This is a genomic window from Planktosalinus sp. (genome assembly GCF_059864935.1).
Map to the genome: position 1 here is coordinate 1 of NZ_JCBCCK010000134.1, position 9,014 is coordinate 9,014.

Consider the following 9,014-nt stretch of genomic DNA (forward strand, 5'->3'; position numbering starts at 1 on the left):
GGTCAGGGATATATCAAACTCTTCATCAAAAAGTACAATTTTGGTTTTGATTTTATAACGGGTTTGTACGATGCCGTTGCTGCTTTTTACTTGTGCCGTTTCATATTTTTCGAAAACAATCTCCCTTCCATCATAGTTGGGATGTTCTTCATCCAGAAAATTGCATTTGAGCAATCCGTTTTCTTCTACCACGTTTTTGCAATGAATTGACGAGGTATAAGCCCCCGTATCAATCTTTACGGCAATTTCATAAAGGTCAAATAACGGAAAATCGGCCTTATCTATTCTTCCAATGTTTCTTTTCAAGACAATGATGTTTTGTTGGTGCAAGATAGTAAAATTGTATTTTGATTTATCAGCTTGCATTTTAATAAAGAAAGGGTGTTTTTAACACCCTTTTCAATTAATTTTTAAACGTTTTTAAAGCGAAATGTTGATGCCTATGCCCAAAACTTCCCGAATTTGAAAACCTTTTGCTGCATTGTCGTCATAGATGGCCTGAAAGACCACATTGGCAGAAAGAAAATCATTGACCTTCATCACCAGATTCATAGTGTAATCGATGTCAACGTTTTTTGGTTCATCCAGATAATTTGAATACAAATTCAAAAGGTTTTCCATAGAGACATTTTCCACGATTTCAAATTTCGCGTAGGCAGAAACAGAAGCACCAAATTCAAAGCGCATGGTTTCATTGGCTTCAACACCAAAATAGGGGTTTTCATTAAAAGCATCAATGGCATCAGGGTCATCGCCCACATCGGTAAAACGACTGTTTACAAAAATAAATCTTGATGTAGCCGGAGCGAAATTTATTTTCAGGTTATCACTCTTTTTCCATTGCATACCCGGTCCAAACTGTAAATACCCGGGAGACATAAAACGTGTGGTTTCAGTTCTGATGGTATTGCCTTCAGTGTCTTCGCCAAATTCATACCCTTTGCCAAACTGTGATCTGAAATTTGTAAAAAATGAATAGGACCATAGGCTGCCTTCATTAATTTGATACCCAACCAATGAATTGATTTCAAGACGGTCATTTGTTTTACGTATAAACTCATTGTCCTTTAGTTTGGTCAAGCCATAATCACCTATAAACTTGTTGTCCCAGCTAAGTTTTTCTTTTTTGTAATTTAAATCAAAGGTAATTGCAATATTTCCTGCTATGTTTGAAGTTCCACCGCCTGTCCATTCGGCATTAAAAGCAGATTGGTTAAAAAGCAACGAAAAATTTCCTGAACCTGTCCAGCCTTCTTTTGGCTCTTCTTCCTCTTCCTGTGCAAAAATGAGTCCTGTAAAAGCAATAAAAAGCATTGCCAGTTTAAATTTCTTCATACTTGATGGTTTTAAAAGCGAAACAAAATTAATTTTTTTTGTGATTAAGGGCAAAAGCTATTTTTTCTTGTAAATGGGAACACTTGAGCAGGCTTCGCCATAGAAAATGCTTTTTGCTATGGGTTGAAGTTTTTGAATGAGGAGGGTGTAGGCGTTTTCGGGAACGGGTTTGTTTGAGCAGCCTTTAATAATAACGGGTTGGTCCTTGTATTTTGAAAAATCTGATTCCTGAAGAATTTCAGTATATAAAGTGTTTTCCATATCGGTCAGCGAGCCGGTGACCACTTTTTGGGCATGTGGAATGAGATAACTTGTGAGAAGCAAATAAGCCCAGCCGGGCACTATGGCTTCTGAACTGCAATGCAATGCCACATAAGCGTTTTTGTATTGGCTCCAGTCGTGGTTTTTGGCTTTTTCCCTAAAATCTTTTTCCTTTAAAACCAGTTCCATAAACAACCAGTCTTTGATGTCAAAAACAACCCGCCGACCTGAGGGATAAAAATCCTCCAGGTCAATAACAACCAATTTGCTGTTGGCTACTTTGTTGATGATTTCATCCATATATGTTATAACATACCGAGTTCAAGTTTGGCTTCTTCACTCATCAGTTCCTGTGACCAGGGCGGGTCAAATGTGAGTTCCAATTCCACGTCTTTAACCATTTTTAAAGAGGCCACCTTGTCTTTAACTTCTTGCGGCAAACTTTCAGCCACTGGGCAATTGGGAGTGGTGAGTGTCATGATGATTTTTACATCCTTGTCTTCATTGACGAAAACATCATAGATTAGCCCGAGTTCATAAATATCAACGGGAATTTCAGGGTCGTAAATGGTTTTGAGGACTTTTACAATTTTTTCTCCCAGTTCTTCGGTATTGATTGTGTTTTCGGTTTCCATAACTGCAAATTAATTGAGTTGAGATTGGTATGCCAGGGCATACATTTTTAGTTGTTTGATCATCGAAACCAGACCGTTTGCACGGGTGGGGGATAAATGTTCTTTTAGTCCGATTTCATCGATAAAAGTGGTGTCTGCTTTCAAAATAGCCTCGGGTGTTTGGTTTGAAAAAACCCTGAGCAGCAGCGCAACAATCCCTTTGGTGATAATGGCATCACTGTCTGCTGTGAAAACGACTTTCCCGTCTTTAAACTCGGGATATACCCATACTTTAGACTGACACCCTTTGATGAGGTAATCATCTTTTTTGTTGGCTTCGTCAATTAGTGGTAACGATTTTCCCAGAGCAATCATGTGTTCATAACGCTGGGTCCAGTCGTCAAAAAAAGCAAACTCTTCTATTATTTCCTCTTGAATGTCTTTAATTTCCATTGGTTTCCCTCACTTTTGTTGCGGTTAGCAAAAGGCTACGGTCATTGGCCGATAAAAGTTTTAATATTCCTGCTTCCAGTGTGTAAGAACCGGTTTCAGAAAGAGCCTCGCCGATTTCTTTTTCGGCATCCATTTTTCCTTCACAATACATTTTTGTGCTGGCCATTTCACTAAAGTTAATAGCATACAAGTCTAAGGTGTATGTTCCAAACATATTGTTGCATTCGGTTGTGATGTTTATACCTTTGTTTAGTGCGTCAAAAGTCATGACCAAACCTTTTGGGGTATAAGATTTTCCTTTGATTTCATTGATGGTGTAATTTCCGTTCAATTGAACGTTACCGGCGGTGTTGATTACTCTTTGAGTTTCATCACAAGAGGTGGTGAAAATTAAAAGTAGTATTGCAAGACTATAATAAATGGGTTTCATAATGTTTTGTTTTTTTAGGTTAACATTTGTTTTGCCTTTTTTACGGCATTTATAAGCACATCAATTTCGTGAAATGTATTGTAAAATGCAAACGAGGCTCGCACTGTACCGGGAATTTTATAAAAATCCATGATGGGTTGAGCACAATGGTGGCCTGTTCTTACTGCTATTCCCATTTGGTCAAGGATTGTGCCAATGTCATAAGGGTGGATGCCCACAATGTTGAATGAAATCACCGATGTTTTGTGTGGCGAAGTCCCGTAAATCTTTAAACCTTCTATTTCAATCAATTTTTTTGTGGCATATTCCAGCAATTGGTTTTCATAAATTTGAATGGTTTCAAATCCAATGGCGTTCAGATAGTCTAAAGCAGCTCCAAAGGCGATAGCACCTGCAATATTTGGGGTTCCGGCTTCAAATTTATGGGGTAAATCGGCATAGGTGGTTTTTTCAAAAGTGACTTCTTTGATCATTTCACCACCGCCTTGATAGGGTGGAAGTTTGTTGAGCCATTCTTCTTTTCCGTAAAGTATCCCTATGCCTGTTGGGCCACACATTTTATGTGCTGAACAGGTGTAAAAATCAACATCAAGTGCCTGTAAATCGGGTTTTAAATGTGCACAGGCCTGGGCGCCGTCTATCAAAACCGCAGCACCTGCTTTATGAGCTTTTTCTATAATTTTTTCAATGGGGTTGATTGTACCCAAAGCGTTTGAAATGTGGTTGAGAAAAACAAGCTTTGTCTTGTCTGAAAGCAAATTCAGATAAGAAGCATAGTCAAGCTCGCCTTCATCGTTCATTGGAATGACTTTCAAAACGGCTCCTGTTTCTTCACACAGCATTTGCCAAGGGACAATATTTGAATGATGTTCCAATGCTGAAACGATAAGCTCATCACCCGGTTTTAGAAGTTTTCTGAATCCTGAAGCAACAATGTTTATGGCGTGAGTTGTCCCCGAAGTGAAAATAACTTCATTTGATTTTTTAATATTAAAATGCTTTCTGATTTTTTCTCTTGTTTGTTCAAAAGCATCGGTGGCTTCTTGCGAAAGTGCGTGTACTCCACGGTGAATGTTTGCATTGTAATTTGAATAATAATCAACAATTGAAGCAATTACTACCTGTGGTTTTTGTGAAGTGGCGGCATTGTCAAAATACACCAAAGGCTGCCCGTTTACCTTTCTTGAAAGAATGGGAAAATCTTTCCTGATTTCATCAACATTAAAAGCGATATGTTTGCTTTCCATCTTCATAATAAATTCACTTTAGGTAAATGCCGGTGTTAGTATTAGAGGTTGAACCCTAATTTAACCCCAATTTTATTGGCAATGAGTTTTGTGATGCGTGCTTTTACTTCTGGAATTTTTACACTTTCAAGTACATTGCTTGCAAAAGCATACATCAACAATGCCTGGGCTTCTTTTTTTCTGATGCCTCTCGCCTGAAGGTAAAACATCGCTTCTTCATCCAATTGCCCGATGGTGCAGCCGTGGGAACATTTCACATCATCTGCAAAAATCTCCAACTGTGGTTTTGAGTTGATGGTGGCTTTGTCGTCTATTAGAATGTTGTTGTTTTGCTGAAACGCATCGGTTTTTTGAGCTTCTTTTTCAACAATAATCCTTCCGTTAAAAACCCCTGTGGAATTTCCGGCAAATATGCCTTTGTAGTCCTGGTGGCTTTCGCAGTTGGGTTCAATGTGGTTTACCAAGGTACTGTGGTCAACATGTTGTTTGTCTTCAATAATGGTAATTCCTTTTAATGTGGAATTGATATGCTCGCCTTTCTGGAAGAAATTCAGGTTGTTTCTGATGAGTTTTCCGCCAAATGAAAAAGTGTGAACACTCACATTACTGCCATCTTTTTGTGAAATATAAGTATTGTCTATCAAGGTTGCAGTATTGATGTCGTTTTGTACTTTGTAGTAATCAACGCTACTGTTTTTTTCTGCGAAGATTTCGGTAACTACATTGGTTAATACCGCATTTCCGGTGAGGCTTTGGTGACGTTCAATGATTTGAACGTGGGCGTTTTCTTCAGCAACGATTAAATTCCTGGGTTGGATGAGTAATGCTGCTTCATTTCCGGTGGCAAAATTGATAATTTCGATGGGTTTTTCAACCTCGCGGTGTTTCGGAATAAAAATATAAGCTCCTTCTTTCGCGAAAGCGGTATTCAGCGAAGTCAAACTGTCGTCTTTAGCTACTTTGTTGAAGTAGTTTTCAATCACTGCCTTGTATTTCGATTTGGTTAAAGCTGATGACATCAGGCAAACGTCCACTTTGTCGTGAGTTGTTTCTGAGAGGAAAGAATTGTACACGCCGTCTATGAAAACAATTTTATAGGTGTCTATTTCGTGAAGGAAATATTTTTTTACCTCTTTAAACTCGACGGAATTTTCCTTTTTTGGAAAAATGCAATAATCTTCTTTCAATACAGCATTGAGAGAAGTGTACTTCCACGCTTCGTCTTTTTTTGAGGGGAATCCTGCTTCTTCAAATGACTTGATGGCCGAATTGCGGATATCGTGTATATGCGAATCGGCATCGATGTAGTCTTCAAATGCAAGGAAGGAGGATACTAATTTATCTTTTAAACTCATTTTTCTTAGTTAATGGTTAAAAGTTAATGGTTAATAAGTAAACTATAAACCACAAACTTTAAACTTTTAAACAGCTTTCGCTTCTTCTTTGATCCAGTCATAACCACGCTCTTCAAGCTCATAGGCCAGTTCTTTAGTGCCGGTTTTTACTATTTTTCCGTCCAATAATACGTGAACAAAATCCGGGACAATGTGGTCAAGAAGTCTTTGGTAATGGGTGATGACAACGATGGCGTTTTTATCACTTTTCAATTTGTTGACGCCATTTGCCACGACTCGCAACGCATCAATGTCCAGACCGGAATCAGTTTCATCGAGGATAGCCAGTTTTGGGTCGAGCATTGCCAATTGAAAAATTTCATTTCGCTTTTTCTCTCCCCCGGAAAAACCTTCGTTGAGTGAACGTGACAGAAACTTTTTGTCCATTTCAAACATCTCAGCTTTTTCCCGTATCATTTTCAGCATTTCGTTGGCAGGCATATCTTCGAGCCCCTGAGCTTTTCGGGTTTCGTTGATGGCCGTTTTGATGAAATTGGTTACAGATACACCGGGAATTTCAACGGGATATTGAAACGACATGAAAATGCCCTTATGTGCACGTTCTTCAGGAGCGAGGTCTGCGATGTCATCATTTTCAAAAAGGATACTTCCCTCAGTGACATCAAACTCTTCCTTTCCGGCAATTACTGAAGCGAGTGTGCTTTTACCGGAGCCGTTGGGACCCATAATGGCATGAACTTCACCGGCTTTTACTTCCAAGTTGATTCCTTTTAAAATATCTGTTTCTTCTACACCTGCGTGTAAATTTTTGATTTGCAACATAACTTTTATTCTAGTTTTACGTCAGGTTGTGAGGGTCTTTTGCCCACCCTGACAATTTCTTTAATAGTAAAAATTTGATCCCATCCTTCAGTGTTTTCGGGTTTTTGTGTAATTACACCCTTAACAACAACAGGCACCATATCAAATTCTTCCACCTTTACCGGTTTAACACGTTCAGCAAGCGCTAAAGCCATGTCGTCAATTTTTACTCCGTAAATAAAATCAGGTCCTTTGAGTACGGCAGCATCATCAAGATAAATGAATTCTGCGTTGATTTCCAGGATTTCCTCATTTTTACAGCTAACAAACAGTATTAAAACTGCACTTAATAAAACAATTACTTTTTTCATTTGGTTAATAGTTATTTGTTGGTTATTGATTATCCTACAGAACCTTCAAGACTAATCTCAAGGAGTTTTTGTGCCTCAATGGCAAACTCCATGGGGAGTTTGTTTAAAACTTCTTTACTGAAACCATTTACAATAAGCGCAATGGCTTTTTCTGTATCAATTCCCCTTTGGTTACAGTAAAAAATCTGGTCTTCACCAATTTTTGAAGTGGTGGCCTCGTGTTCAATCTTTGCGGTTTTATTTTTAGCTTCAATGTATGGGAAGGTGTGTGCGCCACATTTGTTTCCCATCAAAAGCGAATCACATTGTGAAAAATTTCTGGCATTATCTGCACGTGGGCTTATTTGTACTAAACCTCTGTATGAATTTTGAGATTCTCCGGCTGAAATACCTTTGGAAATTATGGTGCTCCGGGTGTTTTTGCCCAGATGGATCATTTTGGTTCCGGTGTCGGCTTGCTGAAAGTTATTGGTTACGGCAATGGAGTAAAATTCACCTATAGAGTTGTCTCCTTTCAAAATACAACTCGGGTATTTCCATGTAATGGCACTTCCTGTTTCTACTTGTGTCCAGGAGATTTTTGCGTTTTTTTCGCAAAGTCCTCTTTTGGTTACGAAGTTATAAACGCCGCCTTTTCCTTCTTTGTTACCTGGATACCAGTTTTGAACCGTTGAATATTTGATTTCGGCATTGTCCAAAGCGATTAACTCTACGACGGCAGCGTGCAATTGGTTCTCATCTCTTGATGGTGCTGTACAGCCTTCCAAATAACTCACATAGCTACCTTCATCTGCTATAACAAGGGTTCGTTCAAACTGGCCTGTTCCTGCCTGGTTGATTCTGAAATAGGTAGAAAGTTCCATCGGGCATCTCACACCTTTAGGGATATAGCAAAACGAACCATCACTAAACACGGCTGAATTCAAAGCTGCATAAAAATTGTCTCGTTGCGGAACAACGGTACCTAAATATTTTTTTACTAGTTCAGGATGCTCTTTAATCGCTTCAGAAATGGAACAGAAAATGATGCCTTTTTCGGCCAGGGTTTTCTTAAACGTTGTTGCTACAGAAACTGAATCCATTACAATATCAACAGCAACACCGGCCAGTTTTTTTTGCTCGTCAAGAGATATGCCAAGTCTTTTAAAAGTGTCTAAAAGCTCAGGATCTACTTCGTCGAGGCTGTCATATTTTGGTTTTGAGTTGGGTGCCGAGTAATAGGAAATCGCTTGAAAATCCGGTTTTTTATAACGCACGTTTGCCCATTCGGGTTCAACCATTTCTTTCCAGTATTTAAAGGATTCCAGACGCCATTCAGTCATCCATTCAGGCTCTTCTTTCTTTTTGGAAATGGCCATTACCACCTCTTCATTTAAACCCACAGGAAAGGTGTCAGACAGGATGTCTGTGTAGAAACCGTATTTGTATTCTTTGGTTTCCAGTTCTTTCTGTAAGTCGTCTTCGGTATATTTTGACATAATTTTCAATCTAAATAATTTAAATAATCCAAAAAATCTAAAAAATGATTTTTCTAAGTTTTTTTAGACCCTTTTATAACGAAAAACTTTCCCCACACCCACAGGTGCGGTTAGCGTTTGGGTTGTTGAAAACAAATCCTTTTCCGTTCAGGCCTCCGCTAAATTCCAGCGTGGTGCCTACCAGATAAAGAAAACTTTTTTTATCAATGATGATTTTCACGGCATTGTCTTCAAAAATTTTATCTTCATCACGGGATGAATTATCAAACTTCAATTCATAAGACAAACCGGAGCAACCACCACTTTTCACGCCAACCCTTACAAAGTCGCTGGTAACATTAAAACCTTCTTCAGCCATAAGCTGGGAGATTTTAGTTTTTGCAGTATCGCTTACTTTTATCATCTTAAGTAGATTTGTTCTAAATAGTGCTGCAAATATACAATTTTTTCAATGGCTTTATGTGTTAGATTAATTATAAAATTAGATGGAGGTATAGCTTTTGGTGATGGTCAGGAAACTTTTTCTGGCAAGCATAATCTATTGAAAGCTATTATTTTGTAACTTGTTGACAAATTAGAAAGCTTTTCACCCAGCGGATTAAACAAATATTTTATTCAGATGAAAAAAATATTAATACTATTTGCAATATTTATAACCACAAATATTAG

Annotated in this window: 12 protein-coding genes; all 12 read right to left on the reverse strand. The window is 38.3% G+C overall.

The features are described from left to right. Positions 1–306 (reverse strand): putative ATP-dependent zinc protease (locus AC6F75_RS05690; protein WP_500713986.1); only part of this gene is annotated, 306 nt, incomplete at its 3' end. Between the two features lie 114 nt (positions 307–420). Next, positions 421–1,335: a DUF3078 domain-containing protein gene (locus AC6F75_RS05695; protein WP_500713987.1), complete on the reverse strand. Its 915-nt coding sequence runs from the start codon at positions 1,333–1,335 to the stop codon at positions 421–423. A gap of 57 nt (positions 1,336–1,392) precedes the next feature. Next, positions 1,393–1,896, reverse strand: a complete 504-nt coding sequence (locus tag AC6F75_RS05700; RefSeq protein WP_500713988.1) for a DUF2480 family protein — start codon at positions 1,894–1,896, stop codon at positions 1,393–1,395. Between the two features lie 5 nt (positions 1,897–1,901). After that, a complete protein-coding gene (locus AC6F75_RS05705) occupies positions 1,902–2,231 on the reverse strand; it encodes an SUF system Fe-S cluster assembly protein (RefSeq protein WP_500713989.1) in 330 nt (109 codons plus the stop codon). Between the two features lie 9 nt (positions 2,232–2,240). Continuing rightward, a complete protein-coding gene (locus AC6F75_RS05710) occupies positions 2,241–2,663 on the reverse strand; it encodes a SufE family protein (RefSeq protein WP_500713990.1) in 423 nt (140 codons plus the stop codon). Next, positions 2,653–3,093, reverse strand: coding sequence for an META domain-containing protein (locus tag AC6F75_RS05715; RefSeq protein ID WP_500713991.1), 441 nt, complete (start codon positions 3,091–3,093; stop codon positions 2,653–2,655). Before AC6F75_RS05715 ends, AC6F75_RS05710 begins: the two co-directional genes overlap by 11 nt. Positions 3,094–3,107: 14 nt before the next feature. Then, a complete protein-coding gene (locus tag AC6F75_RS05720; RefSeq protein WP_500713992.1) occupies positions 3,108–4,346 on the reverse strand; it encodes a SufS family cysteine desulfurase in 1,239 nt (412 codons plus the stop codon). Positions 4,347–4,381: 35 nt separating this feature from the next. Further along, positions 4,382–5,695: a Fe-S cluster assembly protein SufD gene (gene sufD / locus AC6F75_RS05725; RefSeq protein ID WP_500713993.1), complete on the reverse strand. Its 1,314-nt coding sequence runs from the start codon at positions 5,693–5,695 to the stop codon at positions 4,382–4,384. A gap of 66 nt (positions 5,696–5,761) precedes the next feature. Next, the gene (sufC, locus tag AC6F75_RS05730) at positions 5,762–6,517 is read right to left on the reverse strand and encodes a Fe-S cluster assembly ATPase SufC (RefSeq protein WP_500713994.1); all 756 of its coding nucleotides are present in this window, start codon (positions 6,515–6,517) and stop codon (positions 5,762–5,764) included. Between the two features lie 5 nt (positions 6,518–6,522). Further along, on the reverse strand, positions 6,523–6,867 hold the full coding sequence (locus AC6F75_RS05735; RefSeq protein WP_500713995.1) for a hypothetical protein: 345 nt from the start codon (positions 6,865–6,867) through the stop codon (positions 6,523–6,525). 29 nt (positions 6,868–6,896) lie between these two features. After that, entirely contained in the window at positions 6,897–8,345 is a 1,449-nt protein-coding gene (sufB, locus tag AC6F75_RS05740; protein WP_500713996.1) for a Fe-S cluster assembly protein SufB, read from the reverse strand. Between the two features lie 73 nt (positions 8,346–8,418). Next, positions 8,419–8,748, reverse strand: coding sequence for an iron-sulfur cluster assembly accessory protein (locus AC6F75_RS05745; protein WP_500713997.1), 330 nt, complete (start codon positions 8,746–8,748; stop codon positions 8,419–8,421). Positions 8,749–9,014: the final 266 nt, after the last annotated feature.